The organism is Erwinia sp. CGal63, assembly GCF_037026505.1.
Lineage (GTDB): Bacteria > Pseudomonadota > Gammaproteobacteria > Enterobacterales > Enterobacteriaceae > Erwinia.
Genome location: NZ_JAKUMN010000004.1, coordinates 45502 through 64378, shown reverse-complemented (window position 1 = coordinate 64378; position 18877 = coordinate 45502). Strand labels below are relative to the sequence as shown.

Sequence of the window (18877 nt, the reverse complement as noted above, 5' to 3'; positions counted from 1 at the left end):
TGGAAAAAGTATGAAGAACTGGAGAATGCTGATCCTTGGCGCTGCGCTCACCGCCAGCACCGCGTTTGCAGCACCGCAAGTTGTTGATAAAGTAGCCGCCGTGGTCAATAACGGCGTGGTTTTAGAGAGCGACGTCGACGGCATGATGCGGTCGGTGAAAAGCCAGGCGCAGCAGGCTGGCCAGCAGCTGCCGGATGATAAAACCCTGCGTCACCAAATTATCGAGCGGCTGGTGATGGATAACATTCTGCTGCAGATGGCGAAACAGGCCGGGATTCAGATCCAGGACGATCAGCTTAATCAGGCTATCGCCAATATCGCCGCCCAGAACAAAATGAGCGTGGATCAGCTGCGTAGCCGTCTGGCCTACGACGGCATGAACTACGGCACTTACCGCGAGCAGATCCGTAAAGAGATGACGATTGCCGAAGTGCGCAACAATGAAGTGCGTCGTCGCGTTACTATTCTGCCGCAGGAAGTGGACTCGCTGGCGACCCAGGTTGCCTCGCAGAACAACGCCTCTACCGAGCTGAACCTCAGCCATATTCTGCTGCCGCTGCCGGAAAACCCATCGCAGCAGCAGGTAGACGACCAGGAAACGCTGGCGAAACAGCTGGTTGGTCAGGCTAAAGGCGGCGCGGACTTCGGCAAGCTGGCTATTACCTATTCTGCCGATCCGCAGGCGCTGAAAGGCGGCAACATGGGCTGGGGCCGCATTCAGGAACTGCCTACGCTGTTCGCTCAGTCGCTGGTGACGGCGAAAAAAGGCGATATCATCGGCCCAATCCGCTCCGGTGTCGGTTTCCATATCCTCAAAGTGAACGATATTCGCGGCGATCGGCAGAACATCTCCGTAACGGAAGTGCACGCGCGCCATATTCTGCTGAAACCATCGCCGGTGATGACCGACGACCAGGCGCGGCAGAAGCTGACCCAGGTTGCGGCCGATATCAACAGCGGCAAAACCTCTTTCGCGCAGGCTGCTAAACAGCTTTCTCAGGATCCAGGTTCCGCCAACCAGGGCGGCGATCTGGGCTGGAGCTCGCCGGAGGTTTACGATCCTGCCTTCCGCGATGCCCTGCTGAAGCTGAAAAAAGGCCAGATGAGCGCGCCGGTACACTCTTCGTTCGGCTGGCACCTGATTCAGCTGATAGACACCCGTCAGGTGGACAAAACCGACGCGGCGCAGAAAGAGCGCGCTTATCGCCTGCTGTTTAACCGTAAATTCGCAGAAGAAGCGCAAACCTGGATGCAGGAGCAGCGCGCCTCTGCCTACGTGAAAATTCTGGATGCCAATGCTCAGTAATTTGCGCGTGGCGATCACTCCCGGCGAACCCGCCGGGATTGGTCCCGATGTCACCTTACAACTGGCCCAGCGCGACTGGCCGGTTGAACTGGTCGTCGTTGCCGATCCAGCTTTGCTGCGCGAGCGCGCGGCAAAGCTGGATCTCCCTCTGACGCTACGTGAATATCAGCCGGGCGTCGCTGCCCGACCGCAGACCGCCGGTACGCTGACGGTGCTGCCGATAGCAACGCCGCAGACGGTCAAAGCGGGTGAGCTCTGCGTTGCCAACGGCCGCTACGTGCTGGAAACTTTGGCGCGCGCCTGCGATGGCTGCCTTAACGGCGAGTTCGCGGCGCTGATTACCGGCCCGGTGCATAAAGGCGTAATCAATGACGCGGGCATCCCGTTCAGCGGCCACACCGAATTCTTCGCGGAACGCGCAGGTCGTGCGCGGGTAGTGATGATGCTGGCGACGGAAGAGCTACGCGTCGCGCTGGCGACCACGCATTTGCCGCTGAAGGATGTTTCCGCTGCGGTTACCCGCGATTGCCTGCACGAGGTAATCAACATTCTGCATAGCGATTTGCAAACTAAGTTTGGCCTGGCGCAGCCGCATATCTTTGTCTGCGGCCTTAATCCACACGCCGGCGAAGGCGGCCATATGGGCCGTGAAGAAATCGACGTTATCATTCCTGCGCTGGACGAACTGCGGCGCAGCGGCATTCAGCTGACCGGCCCGCTGCCGGCGGATACGCTGTTCCAGCCCAAATATCTGCAGCATGCCGATGCGGTGCTGGCGATGTATCACGACCAGGGCCTGCCGGTACTGAAATACCAGGGGTTTGGACGAGCGGTAAATATCACGCTCGGCCTGCCATTTATCCGCACCTCCGTTGACCATGGCACCGCTTTAGAGCTGGCAGGTCTGGGCAACGCCGATGCGGGCAGCTTTATTACGGCGCTTAACCTCGCCATCACCATGATCAAGAGCAGTAATGAATAATCGCGTCCATCAGGGCCATTTCGCCCGCAAACGTTTCGGCCAGAACTTCCTTAACGATCAGTATATTATCGACAGCATCGTCGCCGCCATCCATCCACAGCCAGGCGAGGCGGTCGTCGAGATCGGCCCAGGCCTGGGCGCGCTGACTGAACCGGTCGGCGATCGGCTGGAAGCGATGACGGTGATCGAACTTGACCGCGATCTGGCGGCTCGTTTACAGACCCATCCGTTCCTGGGGCCAAAGCTGACCATTTTCCAGCAGGATGCCATGACCTTTGACTTCGCGGCTTACGCTCGCGAAAAAGGCCAGTCGCTGCGCGTTTTCGGCAACCTGCCCTACAACATCTCCACGCCGTTGATGTTCCACCTTTTCAGCTATACTGATGCGATCCGCGACATGCACTTTATGTTGCAGAAAGAGGTCGTCAACCGGCTGGTCGCCGGGCCAGGCAGCAAAGCCTATGGCCGCCTGACGGTTATGGCGCAATACTATTGCCAGGTGATCCCGGTACTGGAAGTCCCGCCGGAATCCTTTACGCCGGCGCCGAAGGTTGATTCCGCCGTGGTTCGCCTCGTGCCGCACGCAACGCTTCCTAATCCCGTGCAGGATATTAAAATCCTGAGCAGGATCACTACCGAAGCGTTTGGTAAACGCCGTAAAACGCTGCGCAACAGCCTCGGCCATCTGTTTACGCTGGAAGCGCTGCAGGAGATGAATATCGATCCGACGCTGCGCGCGGAAAACATCTCTGTGGCGCAATATTGCCAGCTGGCGAACTGGCTGTTCGCGCATCCTCAGCTGCCGCAGGAGAGTTAAATATGGATACGCCCCGAGTTTGTGTGCATGTTCAGAGCGCTTATATTGCGTCGCAGTCCGCGCCGGAAGAGAACCGCTACGTTTTTGCCTACACCATTACCGTGCGTAATTTGGGGCGTCACGCTGTCCAACTGCTCGGCCGCTACTGGCTGATCACCAACGGCAACGGCCGCGAAACGGAAGTTCAGGGCGAAGGCGTGGTTGGCGAACAGCCGCATATCGCGCCCGGCAATGAATTTCAGTACACCAGCGGCGCCGTTCTTGAAACCCCTATGGGCACCATGCAGGGACACTACGAGATGATCGACAGCGAGGGCGAAGCCTTCCGCGTGGCGATCCCGGTGTTCCGGCTGGCCGTTCCCAGTCACATACACTAATTCTGATTGCGATCCGGGCGGGCTTGTCCGGCGCAGAGATCCGGACTGTTTATGAGCACTTACCTGATTGGCGATATTCACGGCTGCTACGATGAACTACGGGCGCTGCTGCGGCAGGTTGCTTTCGATCCCGCTCAGGACAGCCTCTGGCTGACGGGCGATCTGGTCGCACGCGGCCCCGCTTCGCTGGAAGTACTGCGCTATGTTCGCTCGCTGGGCGACGCCGTCAAAGTAGTGCTGGGCAATCACGATCTGCATCTGCTGGCGGTCTTCGCCGGGATCAGCCGCAATAAGCCGAAGGATCGTCTGTCGCCGCTGCTGGAGGCGGAGGACGCCGACGAGCTGATCAACTGGCTGCGTCGCCAGCCGCTGCTGCAGGTCGACGAAGAGAAGAAACTGGTGATGGCGCATGCGGGGATCACGCCGCAATGGGATCTCGCCACGGCGAAAACCTGCGCCCGCGAGGTAGAAGCCGTGCTCGCCAGCGACACCTATCCGCTGTTTCTGGACGCGATGTACGGCGATATGCCTAACAACTGGACGCCGGAACTCACCGGTCTGGCGCGCCTGCGTTTCAGCACCAACGCATTAACCCGTATGCGCTTCTGCTTTCCCAACGGCCAGCTGGATATGATCTGCAAAGATTCGCCCGCTTCGGCGCCTGCGCCTCTTAAGCCGTGGTTCGCTATTCCCGGGCCGGTTTCGCGCGACTATACCATTGCGTTTGGTCACTGGGCTTCGCTGGAGGGAAAAGGCACGCCGGAAAATGTTTTAGGTCTGGACACCGGCTGCTGCTGGGGCGGCGTGCTGACGATGCTGCGCTGGGAAGATAAAACCTGGTTCACGCAGGCCTCTAACCGTGAGCGCGCGACAGAAGAGTAGAGAAACCGGGCGGAGAGTATCCGCCCTTTTTATTAACGACGATCGAGGATTTCAAAACAGTAGCTGTGGCTGTTTTTTTCGTCCGCGTCGTGGAATTCGCTGAAGGTTGACTGCCACTGGTCCGGCTCGTAGTCCGGGAAAGTGGTATCGCCTTCAACTTCCGCATCAATATGCGTCAGGTAAAGCCGATCGGCGTGCGGCAGCAGCTGCTCGTAAACGCGTCCGCCACCAATCACCATGATCTCCTCCGCGTCGCCCGCCGCTTTCAGCGCCTCTTCAATAGAGGAAACCCAGCTTACTCCTTCCGCGCCGTTCTGTTGGCTGCTGATCACGATATTCAAACGGCCCGGCAGCGGACGACCAATGGATTCAAAGGTGCGGCGTCCCATAATGACCGGCTTATTCAGGGTATTTTGCTTAAACCAGGCCAGGTCGGCCGGCAGATGCCACGGCATCGCATTTTCCATCCCAATAACGCGGTCGGCGGCCATGGCCGCAATCAGGCTTATCATCTGAGCATACTCACAAGGTGTAAAATTGGCGCCATCATACGGAAAGGCGAAACTTTCGTCGATAGGTAAGCTTAGCGAAATACGTAAAGGTTTGACGGTATCTCGTTTGCGTGTCTTTTAGCAGAACTTCAGGCTAAAATAGCCGCATCAGGCCGTTTAAAACCTCTCTATTACGTAAGATTCCGGGAACATCATGTTAGAAACCAGTTTACTGATCGTCACTATTGCGACGCTGGGCATGCTCTCGCCTGGCCCCGACTTCTTTCTTATCGTTAAAAACGCGGCGCGCTATCCGCGTCGGGCCGCGTTGATGACCGCGCTGGGCGTTAATTGCGCCGTAGCGACCCATATGCTCTATTGCGTTGCCGGGATGGCGGTGGTGATCACCACCACGCCGTGGCTGTTTATGCTGCTGAAGTATGCGGGCGCGGCTTATCTTATCTATGTCGGCATTCAGGCTCTGCTGTCGCGCGGCGGCGGCAAGCTGGATCTCGACAGCGTGAAGCCGGAGCAGACCTCGCTCAGGAAAGCGTTTATGCAGGGCTACCTGTGTAATCTGCTCAACCCGAAAGCGACGCTCTTTTTCCTGTCGATTTTCACCCAGGTATTGAACGTCAACTCAGGCTTTGGTGAAAAGATCTGGTATGCCGGGATTATTCTGGCGCTCTCCTCCCTGTGGTGGCCAACGCTGGTGATGCTGATCCAGAGCGCGCCGGTACGCCGTGGTCTGGCCAAAACGCAAAAAATTATCGATAAGCTGCTGGGTTCAGTGCTGATTGCTTTCGGCATTAAGGTCGCGCTTTCCTGATTACGCTTTTCCGGCTCCGTCGGCAGCGCGCCGACGGCGCTTTCAACGTTCTCTGCTTCTCTCCTCCTTTGATGCGCTCTGCCGACAGGTTTGTCTGTTCCGCCTGCGAGACGTTACGCAATACGAACATTTCGCAGCGGCGCGCCGTCGCTATAACAGGCAAAATAGCGATGAAAAATTGATCAAACCCATTGAACTAACCTCAATATGGGGATAGTTTATTGCGATAAGGAGAGACGGCAATGGACGCTGTTTTTGTTGAGTTGCCCCCTTTTGCACGTCACCGTGCGGAATACCTTTCTGATGAAGCGTTTCGCAGTCTGCAAAATCTGCTGCTGCTCTCACCCTGCTGCGGCGATGTCATGCAGCATACCGGAGGATTGCGAAAGCTCAGGCTGGGTGATGACCAGCGCCATAAAGGGAAGCGAAGCGGTCTGCGTGTTATCTACTACTGGTGGCAGGAAAGGTCGCATTTCCTTCTTTTTACGCTTTACAGCAAAGGGGAGATGGGGGATTTAACCTGCACGCAGAAGAGCCAGCTGCGTCACCTACTGGACTATCATATAGCGGAAACGGAACCATGAAAAAACGTCAGTTATTTACCGAACTGGTTGAGGGTATGGACGCCTGGGGCGAACTGAACGCGGGCAAAAAAACCCTGAAAACCCACCGGCTGAGCATCGAGCGCGATATCGCGCTGCCCGCCGGCGATCTGCGGCGGATCAGAGAGTCGCTGCAGCTGTCGCAGGCGCTGTTCGCTCAGTATCTGCATACCGGCCTTACCACCTATCAGAACTGGGAACAGGGCCGGGCGAAGCCCAATAATCAGGCGGTTTTACTGATCAAAATGGTGGAAAAAGATCCACAGCTGCTGCAAACCCTGGCAACCCTCTCAACATAAAGAACGGCTCGCGGCCCACTTCAGAGAAGGCCGACGTGACTAAACAGAGCGGCGCCTGATCTGCCGCCGCTCTTAAGCGGCGATGAGTGAACTTATGCGATCACAAAGCGCGCTTGAACTCGTCTTTCGCTTTTTGCAGCTGCCGGGCGAAGCCTTCATCGGCATGCAGACGAGCCACAATCGCACTGCCGACCACTCGCGCGGCCGTCACATCGCTCTGCCAGTGATAGCCGCAAATAACCCGGCTCTGCCCCAGTTCGTAGCCTCGTTTCAGAATAATATCCTGCCTGGTGGGGTTAATTTCAGCCAGCACCAGCGCGGTCGCCCAACCTATGGAAGTATGACCGGAAGGATAAGATCCGTTTTTAGAGAGCGTAGCCTGATCCTCAGGCCGACAGGTGGGTTCATTATAAAAAGCGAACGGCCTGATACGCATGTAGTGCTTTTTGGCAGTGCTGGTGGCCAGCGTGCCGGCATCCTCGATCATTTTCGTCATCAAACGATGAAGTTCCGGCGTTTTCTCTTTGGAAATTTCCTGCCCAAAGGCGGCAGAGAACACCTCTGGCAGACCGTTGCCGGCAACGTGCGCATCCTGCCAGGCCTGCTTTCCGCGCGGCGTATTTCGCAGCAATTTGGCCGCGTCGTACTGCGCTTTATCGCTGAGAAACTCGATGCTGTCGCCCGCTGGCGGCGGCGGCAATAAAGCAAAACTGTCAAAAGACTGAGACTCTTTCAGGAAAAACAGATCGGGATGGGTAGTGACATCAAATGTAGCGAAACCAGGAAAGGCTATCGCCAGCGTGACCGCGGCCACCAGGGTTCTTCTCATCTTTAATCCCTTATTACAGTATTGTGAACAATGTTCCATCATGGAAAACTGAATATAAGGTAACCGCCAGCGTATGTGCCAACGGTAAGATCACAGATTCAACAAAGCAGCGGATAAATTTCCAAAAAAAATCCCCGCCGGAGCGGGGATAATTAACACGGGGAAGACGTTAAGCCTGACCGTTAATCTGCGCGTGCATCTCCTGCACGGAGATCACTTTCTCGGTCGGATCGGCATTCAGCGACATCGCCGTGGCGAAACCACCGTTCAGCGTGGTGTCGTAATGCACCTTGTACTGCAGCGCGCTGCGGCGGATCAGTTTGGAATCCTCAATCGCCTGGCGTCCTGCGGTGGTGTTGACGATATAGGCATATTCACCGTTCTTCAGGCGATCCTGAATATGCGGGCGGCCTTCATGCACCTTGTTGACCAGGCGCGGATTAATGCCCGCTTCGCCCAGAACCACCGCAGTGCCGTGCGTGGCATCCAGCTCGAAACCGAATTTCAGCAGCTTGGTGGCCAGATCCACGATGCGCTTTTTATCGCCTTCGCGCACGGAGAGCAGCGCGCGACCGCTTTTCTTCATGTTGCTTTGCGCGCCCAGCATCGCCTTAGAGAAGGCTTCCGCAAAGGTGCGGCCAACGCCCATGACTTCGCCGGTAGAGCGCATTTCCGGGCCAAGAATAGGATCGACGCCCTGGAACTTGTTGAAAGGCAGCACCACTTCTTTCACCGAGTAGTAAGGCGGAATGATCTCTTCCGTTACGCCCTGCTCCGCCAGCGTTTTGCCCGCCATGACGCGAGCGGCGACTTTCGCCAGCGGCACGCCGGTCGCTTTAGAGACGAACGGCACGGTACGAGCGGCGCGCGGGTTAACCTCGATCAGATAGACTTCGTTATCTTTCACCGCAAACTGCACGTTCATCAGGCCGCGCACGCAGAGTTCGAAGGCCAGCTTCTCTACCTGCTGGCGCATCACATCCTGAATCTCTTTGCTCAGCGTATAGGCCGGCAGAGAACAGGCCGAGTCGCCGGAGTGAACGCCAGCCTGCTCGATATGCTCCATGATGCCGCCAATCAGCACGCGTTCACCGTCGCAAATCGCGTCGACGTCCACTTCCACCGCGTCGTCCAGAAAGCGATCCAGCAGCACTGGCGCATCGTTGGATACGGATACGGCGGTCTGGAAGTAGCGCTTGAGATCGACTTCGTCATAAACGATTTCCATCGCGCGGCCGCCCAGCACGTAAGAAGGACGCACCACCAGCGGATAGCCGATAGCGACAGCTTTCTCAACAGCCTGCTCCAGCGCCGTTACCGTGGCGTTAGCCGGCTGCTTCAGGCCCAGGCGATCCACCGCCTGCTGGAAGCGCTCGCGGTCTTCCGCGCGGTCAATCGCATCCGGGCTGGTACCGATAACCGGTACGCCCGCCGCTTCCAGCGCGCGCGCCAGCTTCAGCGGCGTCTGGCCGCCGTACTGAACGATAACGCCTTTCGGCTTCTCGATACGCACGATCTCCAGCACGTCTTCCAGCGTCACCGGCTCGAAATAGAGACGGTCGGAAGTGTCGTAGTCGGTCGAAACGGTTTCCGGGTTGCAGTTGACCATAATGGTTTCAAAACCATCTTCGCGCAGCGCCAGCGCGGCGTGTACGCAGCAGTAGTCAAACTCGATGCCCTGACCGATGCGGTTCGGCCCGCCGCCCAGCACCATAATCTTGTCGCGATCCTGGTTCGGATTGGCTTCGCACTCTTCCTCATAGGTAGAGTACATATAGGCGGTATCGGTGGAGAACTCTGCCGCGCAGGTATCCACGCGTTTGTAAACCGGATGCAGGTTATATTGATGGCGCAGCTTGCGCACTTCCGATTCCGCCACGCCGGCCAGCGCCGCCAGGCGCGCGTCGGCAAAGCCTTTACGCTTCAGCGTGCGCAGGAAATCCGCCGTCAGGCCGTTGATGCCTTCACGAGCGACCTGCTCTTCCAGACGCACCAGCTCTTCAATCTGCACCAGGAACCAGCGGTCAACATTGGTCAGGTTAAAGACGCCGTCGACGGACATGCCCGCGCGGAAAGCGTCGGCTATATACCAAATGCGATCGGAACCGGCATCCTTCAGCTCGCGACGAATGGTAGTCAGCGCTTCCGCGTCGTTTAAATCTACCTTGGGATCGAAGCCGTTCGCGCCCACTTCCAGGCCGCGCAGCGCTTTCTGCATCGATTCCTGCAGCGTGCGGCCAATCGCCATCACTTCACCCACGGATTTCATCTGCGTGGTCAGACGATCGTTGGTGCCAGCGAACTTTTCAAAGTTGAAGCGTGGGATCTTCGTGACCACATAGTCGATAGAAGGCTCGAACGAAGCTGGCGTGCGGCCGCCGGTGATATCGTTCATCAGCTCGTCCAGCGTATAGCCCACGGCCAGCTTGGCGGCGATTTTCGCAATCGGGAAGCCGGTCGCTTTGGAAGCCAGCGCGGAAGAGCGGGAAACGCGCGGGTTCATCTCGATAATGATCAGACGACCGTTTTCCGGGTTAACCGAGAACTGCACGTTGGAGCCGCCGGTTTCCACGCCGATTTCACGCAGTACCGCCATCGAGGCGTTACGCATGATTTGGTATTCTTTGTCGGTCAGCGTCTGCGCTGGCGCTACGGTGATGGAGTCGCCGGTGTGGATGCCCATCGCGTCGAAGTTTTCAATGGAGCAGACAATGATGCAGTTGTCGTTTTTGTCACGCACCACTTCCATTTCATACTCTTTCCAGCCGATCAGCGATTCATCGATCAACAGCTCGTTGGTCGGCGACAGATCCAGGCCGCGCTCGCAAATTTCTTCGAACTCTTCGCGGTTGTAAGCGATGCCGCCGCCGGTGCCGCCCATAGTAAAGGAAGGACGGATAATGCACGGGAAGCCGACGTCTTCAGCGACCTTCAGCGCCTCTTCCATATTGTGCGCGATACCGGAACGTGCGGTTTCCAGGCCGATTTTCTTCATCGCCTTGTCGAAACGCTGACGGTCTTCCGCTTTGTCGATGGCGTCTGCAGTTGCGCCGATCATCGCGACGCCGAACTCTTCCAGCACGCCCTGACGCTCCAGCTCCAGCGCGCAGTTCAGCGCGGTCTGGCCGCCCATAGTCGGCAGCACCGCGTCCGGACGCTCTTTCTCGATAATTTTGCGAACGACTTCCCAGTGAATTGGCTCGATGTAGGTCGCATCGGCCATCTCCGGATCGGTCATAATGGTCGCCGGGTTAGAGTTCACCAGGATGACGCGGTAGCCCTCCTCGCGCAGCGCTTTACACGCCTGCGCGCCGGAGTAGTCGAATTCACAGGCCTGGCCGATTACGATCGGGCCAGCGCCAAGGATCAGGATACTTTTTATGTCGGTACGTTTTGGCATTTTCTCGCTCCTGATTATTTAGTTGAACGGTAGGCTTCGATCAGTTCGATAAAGTGATCGAACAGCGGCGCGGCGTCATGCGGGCCGGGACTGGCTTCGGGATGGCCCTGGAAGCTGAACGCCGGTTTATCCGTGCGGTGGATGCCCTGCACCGTATGGTCAAACAGCGAGGTATGCGTGATACGCAGGTTCGCGGGCAGATTGTTGTCATCAACGGCGAACCCGTGGTTCTGCGCGGTGATCATCACCGTGTTGTTGTCGTGATCTTTTACCGGATGGTTGCCGCCGTGATGGCCCAGCTTCATCTTCACCGTTTTCACATCGCTCGCCAGCGCCAGCAGCTGATGGCCAAGACAGATACCGAACACCGGAATCTCCGTTTCCATGAAAGTTTTAATCGCATCGATCGCGTAGTCGCACGGCTCCGGGTCGCCAGGGCCGTTAGAGAGGAAGATGCCGTCCGGCTGCATCTTCAGCACCTCTTCCGCAGGCGTTTGCGCCGGCACCACCGTCAGACGGCAGCCGCGATCCACCAGCATACGCAGAATGTTACGTTTGACGCCGTAGTCGTAGGCGACCACATGGAAAGGCAGCTCCTCGGCTTTCTTCGGCGTCGGCAGGCCGTCCAGCGTCCAGCTGCCCTGTAGCCACTGATAGCTTTCCTTCGTGGTAACTTCTTTCGCCAGATCCATGCCTTTCAGACCGGGAAACGCTTTCGCTTTCTGCAGCGCCAGCGCCGCATCAGGCGCATCGCCCGCGATGATGCAGCCGTTCTGCGCGCCTTTTTCGCGCAGCAGACGGGTCAGCTTGCGCGTGTCGATATCGGCAATCGCCACGATATTAAGACGCTGCAGATAAGCGGACAGGCCTTCTTCATTACGGAAGTTGCTGGCAATCAGCGGCAGATCGCGGATAACCAGACCTTCGGCGTGAACCTGGGCGGATTCTTCATCGGCGATATTGGTGCCGACATTGCCGATATGAGGATAGGTAAGAGTAACAATCTGGCGTGAATAGGAAGGATCAGTGAGGATTTCTTGATAACCGGTCATCGACGTGTTGAAAACGACTTCCCCAACGGCCGTACCAGTTGCCCCGATGGCCCGACCGTGGAATTGGGTTCCGTCTTCCAGAACCAATAGCGCTGACTTAATCAAAACATCCTCCAGAGAATAAACAGTCACATTATTTGCATATTAATTCAGAGAGTACCCTTAAATCAATGCAAAAACCGCCTGACCGCTCGATTTTTGGCAAATTGCGCGCATTCTAATGATCGCTCTGGCTAATGTCTACCCTGAAGCATGTTTTTTTACGCAACTGACGGCAAAGGCGGACGATAACCACCAAAAACAGCAGATAATGCGCTGATAAAAACGGTTTCGTGCTGAAAGTAACTGAATAAAGACTTTGCGAGAGGGAAAAACCAGACCAAATGGTCAAAATTTAGGTTTGAGACGTAGTAAAACCAGAGAATATCACCAAAAACGCAAACTTTAATTTAAAAATAATAAAAACCCGCTATAAAAACAATAAACAAAGCAACTTGTTGATAATAGCAGGTTTTAATTGAGATATTAGAAAACTAAAAATCAGATTTCATCCAGATTAAGCACATCTCTCATATCATAAAGCCCTTTATCTTTGGCTTTTATCCATCCAGCGGCGCGAATGGCGCCTTTTGCAAAGGTCATACGGCTTGAAGCCTTGTGGGTTATCTCTACCCGTTCGCCGATATCTGCAAACATTGCGGTGTGTTCGCCTACGATATCCCCGGCACGCACGGTAGCGAAACCTATCGTTTGCGGCTTACGCTCACCGGTATGGCCTTCACGGCTGTAGACCGCATGTTCGTCCAGATCCCACGCCATTGCGTCGGCAATCGCTTCCCCCATCGCCAGCGCGGTGCCGGAAGGAGCATCGACTTTATAACGGTGGTGCGCTTCGGTAATTTCTATATCCGCGTAGTCGCCCATGACTTTGGCCGCTTTCTCCAGCAGCTTCAGCACCAGATTAACGCCGACGCTAAAATTAGCGGCGAATACGATGCCAATCTCCTGCGCCGCCGCTTTAATCGCCTCTTTGCCGGCCTGATCAAACCCGGTGGTGCCGATAACCATGCTTTTTTTATGCTGACGGCAAAAAGCCAGATAGTTCAGCGATGCTTCCGGGCGGGTAAAGTCGATCAGAACGTCAAAATCCTCCGCCACCAGTCGATCGCCGATCGTAACGCCCAGCTTGCCGATACCCACCAGCTCGCCCGCGTCGCTGCCGACAAGCGAAGAGCCTTCACGCTCCAGCGCGGCGCCGAGAACCACGCCTTCCGCTTCATGAGCGGCCTGAATCAGCTGACGCCCCATGCGTCCGGCCGCGCCCACTATCGCCAGGCGGATCTGTGCATCTTTCATAATGAATCCCTTAAGGTTACGCATGCAAAACGCAAACAGGTTAACCAGGCATAGCTGGTCAGGCTACAACAAAATAGCAGGATTAGAATTTCAGGCTGGAGGGAGAAAGTTATCAGTAAAGCCAATCCACAGTCCGGGACGACAAAAAACGCCACGGCCTTCCGGTCACGGCGTTCAGGATGAAGCGGACAAAGCAGCAGATAAAGAGGGCACAGCCGCGCTCGTCGCTTACGCGAAAATATCAGCCGATCGTCGGCAGCTCAACTGGCGCGATAAGCCCCGCCTGCTGCATGGTACGATAAGTGATAAAATCACCTACAAGATAGACGCCGGCCGCGACCGTCCCAACCGCTGCAGCGGCGACGCCTACTGTCACGGCGCCCGCGGCGGCCCCAATCGCCAGCGCGGCGGCGGTCGCTCCGGCGCCCACGGCCACACCGCCCGCCAGGGCGCCAACTGCAGCCGCCGCGGCCAGCGCTCCGACAGCCGCCCCGCCGACAACGACGCCAGCGATACCAGCGACGCCAGCGATACCGGCGGCCGCCACCGCTGCCGTACAGGCTATCGCACAGCCCGTCGCCAACAAAAAGAACCCACCGCTTACTTCATTAAGTTCTGTAACCGTCAACTCTCTCATATAATATCCTTTTAAATAAAAATTCAGATTTTTTGCCCGAAAAGAGCCTGTTCCCCCAAGAGGAGCAACATTACCTTTTATACAGGCCATTTATTTAAGAACATCATAATCTCATAAAACGATTATAGGTTTTTCTTTGCAATTAAACAGGAGGGCAGTTTTTAATAGTCAGCAGACACATTAAAAATGCCCTCCCTGACTTTCTTCCGGCCACCCGTCAGATAAGCAAAACCAGAGCGCCGTAGAGTGGACTGCGCACAGGTCAGAACAGGCTAATAAAAGAAACCGGAATTAAAAGCAAAGCCTTAATTATGAAGAAGAGCCGGAACCTGAGCTGGAATCAGAGCTGGAATCTGAGCCTGCGCTTGAATCCGACGTTTTTGGATTAAGGAGGTTGTAAACAGCGCTGAAAAAGGTTACTGCGCCAGCAGCCAGGCCACTCAGCACGCCAGTCACCAGGCCACAGCCACCGCTAACTTCGTTAACTTCTTTTTGATTTAACTCTCTCATAATAAATTCCTTTTTTTATTTACACAATCGCCTGCTAACAAATCCAGAATTAACCTGGAAGGCTGAAAGCAGAAACAGACAACTTAAGACATTAGTTTATCTGGCTGGTAGCCGCATACAATTATCTTAAGTAGCGAAATGATAATAACAGGACAAAAAGATACTTCAACTTTTTTATTCTATTCCGCCCAGGAATATTCCTTGTGAAGATAAATAAATCAAAAGGGAAATATCGGGAAATTATAAAACACCCTGATCGACTTATAAAAAAGAAACAATAAACATCCAGAAATCATCAGGCGCCTGCGTTTTTAAATCTGTTATTCTAAAACGACATCAGAATAAATTGATTTTATTTTCCAGATAAATTTTATGCACTGCGCCGACAATTAACCTTATCTCTCTTAGAGCAGGCTTTGCGTTCCGGAATGCGTATTCAAACAGGTGCGCCTGTGCAACCCGACGCCACAGGCAGTCGCCGCTTAACCGCTGCCAAACAGAAGCGCATAGCGGCAGTGACAGCTTCGCCCACCGCATCGGAAGCGGGACGCAACAGCCTGAAAATCCGGCATCATCTGGCGAATTCACGCTGCTGCGTACCAGGGCTAAAGTAAACGGCTAAGAGAGCCGCGGATAGGCATCCGCAATCCTGTCGCCGGTAAACCTGGCGATCCAGCCTTCCTGATTGTCAAAAATGCGAATAGCGGTGAAATGCGGCGCGGAACCCATATCAAACCAGTGCGGCGTCCCCGCCGGCACCGAAATCAGGTCGTTTTTCTCGCACAGCACCTGATAGATATGCCCATCCAGATGCAGACAGAAAAGTCCGGCGCCTTCCACAAAGAAGCGGACTTCATCTTCGTCATGCGTATGTTCAGAGAGGAATTTCTCTCGCAGCGCCTCTTTTTGAGGGTTGTCCGCCCGCATACTGATAACGTCCCAGCTCTGATAGCCCTTCTCCGCCACCAGCCGATCGATGGCGTGTTGATAGGCCTTGATCACCGTTTCCGGCTGCGGATTTTCGCCCAGGTCGCGATCCGCCTGCCAGCGCTCAAAACGCACCGCTTTGCTGTTCAGCTTCTGGCGGATTTCTTCGGCATCGGTGCTGTGCCAGACCGGCGTAGCGGCTTCGCTGTCGGTAAAAATAGTCAGTGCGCTCATAAAAACCACTCCAGATTTATCTCATTAAAACCGCTGACCTGACGATGGCGGCTTTGGCTGTCCGCCTCGTCGCGAATAAGCTGCACGCAGTGCCAGCCCGCTTCCCGAGCGGCGTCCAGCTCCTGATGAATATCCGATAAAAACAGCAGCGCATCAGGCGGCAGTCCGATCTTTGCCGCGATATTTCGATATGAGGCCGTCTCGCGTTTGGCGCCGACATGCGTATCGAAATAGCCGCTGAACAACGAGGTAATATCACCCTCGTCGCTGTAGCCAAACAACAATTTCTGCGCAGCTACTGAACCGGATGAATAAACATAGAGCTTCAGGCCTTGCGCCTGCCAGGCTGTCAGCGCAGGCAGCACATCGGCATAGAGATGGCCGGTAAAGCTGCCATTCAGGTAGCCGTCGCGCCAGACCATTCCCTGCAGGGCTTTCAGCGCGGTCGATTTGCGATCTTCATCCATAAAACCGAACAGCACGGCGATCAGATCTTCTGTCGTGGCCTGCGGCTGCGCGATTTCTTCCCGCAGATCGTTCAGCGCCTGCGCGACATCGTCGCGATGCTGAAAAGCGGCGATAAAGGCCGCCAGGTTTTCGCGCGCATAAGGAAAAAGCACGTTATGCACGAAGCGGATATCGCTGGTAGTGCCTTCGATATCGGTGACAATGGCGCGGATCATTTGGCCTCCAGAAGCCGACGCTGTAGTTCACACTGAAACAGAAATTCCAGTCCCTCAAGCTGCCGCCGCGCTTCGTTGACGTCGCGGCCCCAGCAGGTCAGCCCGTGGCCACGCAGCAGAAAACCGTAGCGCAGCGGATTAGCGGCGGCAAAGCTTTCAATTCGCCTGGCCAGCGCTTCAATATCCTGATCGTTGTCGAAAAGCGCAATATGCACGCTCTCCAGATGCGAGTTCTGTCCGGCGAGCGTTTTCTGCATTTCATAACCTTGCAGCTGCAGCGCGGCGCTCTTCTCAACTCTTGAGAGCACGGTGGCATTAACGGTATGGGTATGCAGTATTGCGCCTGCCTCAGGAAAAAGCCGGTAGATAAGGGTGTGCAGCCCGGTTTCCGCTGAGGGTTTACGCCCGGAAGGCACGCTATTGTCGGCGATAGCGACCTGAATAAAGTCGTCGCGGGTCAGTGCGCCTTTGTCTTTGCCGGATTCGCTGAGCAGACAAAATGCGTCGCTTTCACGCACCGACATATTGCCGCCGGTCGCGGGCGCCCAGCCTTTAGCCCCAATCCAGTGGCAGGCCGCCACCAGCTGGTCCAGTTGCGATGTTGTCATAGCCTTCCTTTTTTTTGCACGGCATAAGCTTATGCGTTTAGACGTCTAAGCGTCTTGATTGCCAAATACTAACACTGCCGGTATAGTGGCGGCAACGGTCTGACACCTCACAAACAACGTTCCGCAAGGGTTACTGCTAATGAGCCAGATGTCGATTACCCCCGAGAGCAAACTCCCCGCGCTCGGCACCACGATTTTTTCGCAGATGAGCGCGCTGGCGCAGCAGCACAACGCTATTAATCTTTCCCAGGGCTTTCCCGACTTCGATGGGCCGGACTACCTGAAAGCACGGCTGGCGTACCATGTCAGCGCGGGCGCCAACCAGTATGCGCCGATGACCGGCGTGCAGCCGCTGCGCGAGGCGATCGCGGCTAAAACTGCGGAGCTGTATGGCTACAAACCGGATAGCGACAGCGAAATCACGGTAACGGCAGGCGCGACCGAAGCGCTCTATGCCGCCATTACCGCGCTGGTGCGGACGGGCGACGAAGTGATTTGCTTCGATCCCAGCTACGACAGCTATGCGCCCGCGGTGACGCTGGCCGGCGGCGTAATGAAACGCATCGCCCTGCATCCGCCGGCTTTTCGCGCCGACTGGCAGGAATTTGCCGCGCTGCTCTCGCCACGAACCCGCCTGGTTATTCTGAATACGCCGCACAACCCTTCTGCCACCGTCTGGCAGAAAAGCGATTTCGAGTCTCTGTGGCAGGCGATAAAAGCGCAGGAAACCTATGTGCTGAGCGACGAGGTTTACGAGCATATCTGTTTCGCCAAAGAAGGCCATACCAGCGTACTGGCGCATCCCCGGCTGCGCGAACGCGCGGTAGCCGTCTCTTCTTTCGGCAAAACCTTTCATATGACTGGCTGGAAAGTCGGCTACTGCGTAGCGCCTGCGGCATTAACGGCGGAAGTGCGCAAGGTGCATCAATATCTGACCTTTGCGGTAAATACGCCTGCCCAGCTGGCGCTGGCCGATATGCTCAACGCCGAGCCGCAGCACTATCGCGAACTGCCGTCGTTTTATCAGGCGCGCCGCGATCGTTTTGTGCAGGCGCTGGCGAAAAGCCGCCTGCAAATTTTGCCCTGTGAAGGCACCTATTTCCTGCTGGCCGACTACAGTGCGATTTCCGATCTGGACGATGTCGCCTTCTGCCAGTGGCTCACCAAAGAAGCGGGCGTCGCGGCGATCCCGCTGTCGGTGTTCTGCGCCGGGCCTTTCCCGCACAAGCTTATCCGCCTCTGCTTCGCCAAGCAGGAAGCCACGCTGGACGCCGCCGCGGAGCGCTTATGTCAGCTTTAAACCTGAGCGTGCTACAGCAGCCGCTGGTCTGGATGGACGGCGAAGCCAATCTGCGTTTCTTTGACGGCCTGCTGGCGGGATTAACGGATCGCGATCTGATCGTGCTGCCGGAGATGTTCACCACCGGCTTTGCGATGGAGGCGGCGCAACGTTCGCTGCCGGAAGCGCGCGTGATCGAGTGGCTGCGGGAAAAAGCGGCGCAGGCAAACGCAATGGTCGGCGGCAGCGCCGCCATTCAGACGGAACAGGGCGCGGTTAACCGTTTTCTGCTGGCGGAGCCGGACGGCACGCTGCATCGCTATGACAAGCGTCATCTGTTTCGTATGGCTGGCGAGCACCAGCACTATCTGGCGGGCGAGCGTCGCGAAATCGTGACGTTTCGCGGCTGGCGCATTCTGCCGCAGATCTGTTACGACCTGCGCTTTCCGGTCTTTTCCCGCAATCGCGACGACTACGACCTGGCGCTCTATGTCGCCAACTGGCCGCAGGCGCGCTCGGCGCACTGGCAGGCGCTGCTGCTGGCGCGGGCTATCGAGAACCAGGCGTATGTCGCCGGCTGCAACAGAGTCGGCGTGGACGCCAACAATCATAGCTACAGCGGCGACAGCCGCATCATCACCCCGCAGGGCGAGATAGTGGCGGCCGGCGAACCGCATCAGCCAGCCATCCTTAACGCGCAGCTGTCGCTGGAAACCCTGCGTGAGTATCGTGAACGCTTTCCGGCCTGGCGCGATGCGGATGATTTTCACTTCTGAT

20 protein-coding genes are annotated in these 18877 nt (G+C 56.3%); 10 read left to right on the top strand and 10 right to left on the bottom strand.

All coding sequences use genetic code 11. The features are described 5' to 3' along the window. The first annotated feature begins 10 nt into the window (after positions 1 to 10). From surA to apaH, 5 genes are read left to right on the top strand one after another with little or no spacing between them, the layout of a single operon-like run. The gene (gene surA, locus MKZ79_RS13775) at positions 11 to 1306 is read left to right on the top strand and encodes a peptidylprolyl isomerase SurA (protein ID WP_336142949.1); all 1296 of its coding nucleotides are present in this window, start codon (positions 11 to 13) and stop codon (positions 1304 to 1306) included. After that, a complete protein-coding gene (pdxA, locus tag MKZ79_RS13770; protein ID WP_336142948.1) occupies positions 1296 to 2288 on the top strand; it encodes a 4-hydroxythreonine-4-phosphate dehydrogenase PdxA in 993 nt (330 codons plus the stop codon). Before surA ends, pdxA begins: the two co-directional genes overlap by 11 nt. After that, positions 2281 to 3105 (top strand): 16S rRNA (adenine(1518)-N(6)/adenine(1519)-N(6))-dimethyltransferase RsmA, encoded by an 825-nt coding sequence (rsmA, locus tag MKZ79_RS13765; RefSeq protein WP_336142947.1) that lies wholly within the window; start codon positions 2281 to 2283, stop codon positions 3103 to 3105. Before pdxA ends, rsmA begins: the two co-directional genes overlap by 8 nt. Positions 3106 to 3107: 2 nt before the next feature. Continuing rightward, positions 3108 to 3482 carry a Co2+/Mg2+ efflux protein ApaG gene (apaG, locus tag MKZ79_RS13760; protein WP_336142946.1) on the top strand — a complete coding sequence of 125 codons (375 nt, stop codon included), beginning with the start codon at positions 3108 to 3110 and terminating at the stop codon, positions 3480 to 3482. Between the two features lie 51 nt (positions 3483 to 3533). Beyond that, complete coding sequence (gene apaH, locus MKZ79_RS13755) at positions 3534 to 4364, top strand: bis(5'-nucleosyl)-tetraphosphatase (symmetrical) ApaH (protein WP_336142945.1); 831 nt, start codon at positions 3534 to 3536, stop codon at positions 4362 to 4364. Between the two features lie 32 nt (positions 4365 to 4396). Here the strand turns inward: apaH and folA are convergent, their stop codons facing one another. Next, entirely contained in the window at positions 4397 to 4876 is a 480-nt protein-coding gene (folA, locus tag MKZ79_RS13750) for a type 3 dihydrofolate reductase (protein ID WP_336142944.1), read from the bottom strand. A gap of 193 nt (positions 4877 to 5069) precedes the next feature. Here folA and MKZ79_RS13745 point away from each other — a divergent pair, with 193 nt between their 5' ends. The 3 genes from MKZ79_RS13745 to MKZ79_RS13735 all read left to right on the top strand — a co-directional run bounded on the left by MKZ79_RS13745 (position 5070) and on the right by MKZ79_RS13735 (position 6585). Next, the gene (locus MKZ79_RS13745; protein WP_336142943.1) at positions 5070 to 5684 is read left to right on the top strand and encodes a LysE family translocator; all 615 of its coding nucleotides are present in this window, start codon (positions 5070 to 5072) and stop codon (positions 5682 to 5684) included. A gap of 242 nt (positions 5685 to 5926) precedes the next feature. Further along, the gene (locus MKZ79_RS13740) at positions 5927 to 6268 is read left to right on the top strand and encodes a toxin (protein ID WP_336142941.1); all 342 of its coding nucleotides are present in this window, start codon (positions 5927 to 5929) and stop codon (positions 6266 to 6268) included. Then, positions 6265 to 6585, top strand: a complete 321-nt coding sequence (locus tag MKZ79_RS13735; RefSeq protein WP_336142939.1) for a helix-turn-helix domain-containing protein — start codon at positions 6265 to 6267, stop codon at positions 6583 to 6585. The genes MKZ79_RS13740 and MKZ79_RS13735 overlap by 4 nt, the downstream gene beginning before the upstream one ends. A 100-nt stretch (positions 6586 to 6685) precedes the next feature. On the opposite strand, the gene MKZ79_RS13730 is transcribed toward MKZ79_RS13735, so the two are convergent. The 9 genes from MKZ79_RS13730 to MKZ79_RS13690 form a co-directional block, all read right to left on the bottom strand. Beyond that, positions 6686 to 7414, bottom strand: a complete 729-nt coding sequence (locus MKZ79_RS13730) for an acid phosphatase (protein WP_336142937.1) — start codon at positions 7412 to 7414, stop codon at positions 6686 to 6688. Between the two features lie 169 nt (positions 7415 to 7583). Then, positions 7584 to 10814: a carbamoyl-phosphate synthase large subunit gene (gene carB / locus MKZ79_RS13725; RefSeq protein ID WP_336142936.1), complete on the bottom strand. Its 3231-nt coding sequence runs from the start codon at positions 10812 to 10814 to the stop codon at positions 7584 to 7586. Between the two features lie 14 nt (positions 10815 to 10828). Then, positions 10829 to 11971 carry a glutamine-hydrolyzing carbamoyl-phosphate synthase small subunit gene (gene carA, locus MKZ79_RS13720; RefSeq protein WP_336142935.1) on the bottom strand — a complete coding sequence of 381 codons (1143 nt, stop codon included), beginning with the start codon at positions 11969 to 11971 and terminating at the stop codon, positions 10829 to 10831. Between the two features lie 435 nt (positions 11972 to 12406). After that, positions 12407 to 13222, bottom strand: a complete 816-nt coding sequence (gene dapB / locus MKZ79_RS13715) for a 4-hydroxy-tetrahydrodipicolinate reductase (RefSeq protein ID WP_336142933.1) — start codon at positions 13220 to 13222, stop codon at positions 12407 to 12409. Positions 13223 to 13463: 241 nt separating this feature from the next. Continuing rightward, positions 13464 to 13859, bottom strand: coding sequence for a hypothetical protein (locus MKZ79_RS13710; RefSeq protein ID WP_336142932.1), 396 nt, complete (start codon positions 13857 to 13859; stop codon positions 13464 to 13466). A gap of 309 nt (positions 13860 to 14168) precedes the next feature. Further along, positions 14169 to 14369 (bottom strand): class IIb bacteriocin, lactobin A/cerein 7B family, encoded by a 201-nt coding sequence (locus MKZ79_RS13705; RefSeq protein WP_336142931.1) that lies wholly within the window; start codon positions 14367 to 14369, stop codon positions 14169 to 14171. A gap of 618 nt (positions 14370 to 14987) precedes the next feature. Next, positions 14988 to 15530, bottom strand: coding sequence for a 1,2-dihydroxy-3-keto-5-methylthiopentene dioxygenase (locus tag MKZ79_RS13700; RefSeq protein ID WP_336142930.1), 543 nt, complete (start codon positions 15528 to 15530; stop codon positions 14988 to 14990). Beyond that, positions 15527 to 16213, bottom strand: coding sequence for an acireductone synthase (gene mtnC, locus MKZ79_RS13695; RefSeq protein WP_336142929.1), 687 nt, complete (start codon positions 16211 to 16213; stop codon positions 15527 to 15529). The genes MKZ79_RS13700 and mtnC overlap by 4 nt, the downstream gene beginning before the upstream one ends. Then, the gene (locus MKZ79_RS13690; protein WP_336142928.1) at positions 16210 to 16821 is read right to left on the bottom strand and encodes a methylthioribulose 1-phosphate dehydratase; all 612 of its coding nucleotides are present in this window, start codon (positions 16819 to 16821) and stop codon (positions 16210 to 16212) included. The genes mtnC and MKZ79_RS13690 overlap by 4 nt, the downstream gene beginning before the upstream one ends. Positions 16822 to 16960: 139 nt before the next feature. Here MKZ79_RS13690 and MKZ79_RS13685 point away from each other — a divergent pair, with 139 nt between their 5' ends. After that, a complete protein-coding gene (locus MKZ79_RS13685) occupies positions 16961 to 18121 on the top strand; it encodes a pyridoxal phosphate-dependent aminotransferase (protein ID WP_336142927.1) in 1161 nt (386 codons plus the stop codon). Further along, the gene (locus MKZ79_RS13680; RefSeq protein WP_336142926.1) at positions 18109 to 18876 is read left to right on the top strand and encodes an amidohydrolase; all 768 of its coding nucleotides are present in this window, start codon (positions 18109 to 18111) and stop codon (positions 18874 to 18876) included. The genes MKZ79_RS13685 and MKZ79_RS13680 overlap by 13 nt, the downstream gene beginning before the upstream one ends. Position 18877 lies beyond the last annotated feature (1 nt).

Bases quoted from the DNA above. Each gene is read 5' to 3' on its own strand.
- MKZ79_RS13745 (WP_336142943.1), top strand. From the start codon at position 5,070: ATGTTAGAAACCAGTTTACTGATCGTCACTATTGCGACGCTGGGCATG.
- pdxA (WP_336142948.1), top strand. From the start codon at position 1,296: ATGCTCAGTAATTTGCGCGTGGCGATCACTCCCGGCGAACCCGCCGGG.
- MKZ79_RS13690 (WP_336142928.1), bottom strand. From the start codon at position 16,821: ATGACAACATCGCAACTGGACCAGCTGGTGGCGGCCTGCCACTGGATT.
- dapB (WP_336142933.1), bottom strand. From the start codon at position 13,222: ATGAAAGATGCACAGATCCGCCTGGCGATAGTGGGCGCGGCCGGACGC.
- apaH (WP_336142945.1), top strand. From the start codon at position 3,534: ATGAGCACTTACCTGATTGGCGATATTCACGGCTGCTACGATGAACTA.
- MKZ79_RS13680 (WP_336142926.1), top strand. From the start codon at position 18,109: ATGTCAGCTTTAAACCTGAGCGTGCTACAGCAGCCGCTGGTCTGGATG.
- carB (WP_336142936.1), bottom strand. From the start codon at position 10,814: ATGCCAAAACGTACCGACATAAAAAGTATCCTGATCCTTGGCGCTGGC.
- MKZ79_RS13740 (WP_336142941.1), top strand. From the start codon at position 5,927: ATGGACGCTGTTTTTGTTGAGTTGCCCCCTTTTGCACGTCACCGTGCG.
- surA (WP_336142949.1), top strand. From the start codon at position 11: ATGAAGAACTGGAGAATGCTGATCCTTGGCGCTGCGCTCACCGCCAGC.
- MKZ79_RS13710 (WP_336142932.1), bottom strand. From the start codon at position 13,859: ATGAGAGAGTTGACGGTTACAGAACTTAATGAAGTAAGCGGTGGGTTC.
- MKZ79_RS13705 (WP_336142931.1), bottom strand. From the start codon at position 14,369: ATGAGAGAGTTAAATCAAAAAGAAGTTAACGAAGTTAGCGGTGGCTGT.
- rsmA (WP_336142947.1), top strand. From the start codon at position 2,281: ATGAATAATCGCGTCCATCAGGGCCATTTCGCCCGCAAACGTTTCGGC.
- folA (WP_336142944.1), bottom strand. From the start codon at position 4,876: ATGATAAGCCTGATTGCGGCCATGGCCGCCGACCGCGTTATTGGGATG.
- MKZ79_RS13735 (WP_336142939.1), top strand. From the start codon at position 6,265: ATGAAAAAACGTCAGTTATTTACCGAACTGGTTGAGGGTATGGACGCC.
- MKZ79_RS13685 (WP_336142927.1), top strand. From the start codon at position 16,961: ATGAGCCAGATGTCGATTACCCCCGAGAGCAAACTCCCCGCGCTCGGC.
- apaG (WP_336142946.1), top strand. From the start codon at position 3,108: ATGGATACGCCCCGAGTTTGTGTGCATGTTCAGAGCGCTTATATTGCG.
- MKZ79_RS13700 (WP_336142930.1), bottom strand. From the start codon at position 15,530: ATGAGCGCACTGACTATTTTTACCGACAGCGAAGCCGCTACGCCGGTC.
- mtnC (WP_336142929.1), bottom strand. From the start codon at position 16,213: ATGATCCGCGCCATTGTCACCGATATCGAAGGCACTACCAGCGATATC.
- MKZ79_RS13730 (WP_336142937.1), bottom strand. From the start codon at position 7,414: ATGAGAAGAACCCTGGTGGCCGCGGTCACGCTGGCGATAGCCTTTCCT.